This is a genomic window from Aquitalea sp. ASV11 (assembly GCF_016429185.1).
In the GTDB taxonomy this organism is placed as follows: Bacteria; Pseudomonadota; Gammaproteobacteria; order Burkholderiales; family Chromobacteriaceae; genus Aquitalea; species Aquitalea pelogenes.
Window position 1 is genome coordinate 1 of sequence record NZ_JAELUD010000157.1, and the last position, 618, is coordinate 618.

1 protein-coding gene is annotated in these 618 nt (G+C 57.6%); it reads right to left on the reverse strand.

Annotated elements, in window-relative coordinates:
• A partial coding sequence (locus tag JHD62_RS21430; RefSeq protein WP_199104578.1) for a chemotaxis protein CheW occupies positions 1-455 on the reverse strand: 455 nt, incomplete at its 3' end.
• Positions 456-618: the final 163 nt, after the last annotated feature.

Genomic DNA, 618 nt, shown 5'->3' on the forward strand with positions numbered 1-618 from the left:
ACCAGCTTGCCGTCTTCCAGCTCGGTGATGGCGGTGATCAGGTTGGAGTTGGTGGCGCTGCTGTTCATCATGTTTTCCGGGGCGCGCACGCGGTCCCAGTCCACCCGGATGATGCGGTCCACCGAATCCACCAGGAAAGCCTGGGTACTCTTGTTGAATTCGGTGACGATCATGGTGTCGAACTTGCGGCCGCTTTGCTCGGAACCGACAAAACGGGCCAGCGAAATCACCGGAATGATATTGCCGCGCAACGACAGCACGCCCTGCACGCCAAACGGCATGTTGGGGGTTTTGGTGATGGCGGGGGTCTGCGACACCTCGCGCACCTTGAATACATTGATGCCGAAGGTTTCGCGGGTACCCAGCGAAAACAGCAGGATTTCCATCTTGTTGGAGCCGGCAAGCTTGGTGCGGGCGTCCACGCTGGCAAGCAGGGATGCGTCAGTGGCTGACATATGAATACCTCTCCCGGATGAAGACTGTTCTGGTTTAGTTGTTGGTCAGCTTGAGCATTTCGCGCAACTTCATCGACAGCTTCTGGGCTTCGAACTTGGATACATACTCATCCACACCCACCGACTGGCCGAGCTTCTGGTTGGAGCTGCCGGACAGCGAGGA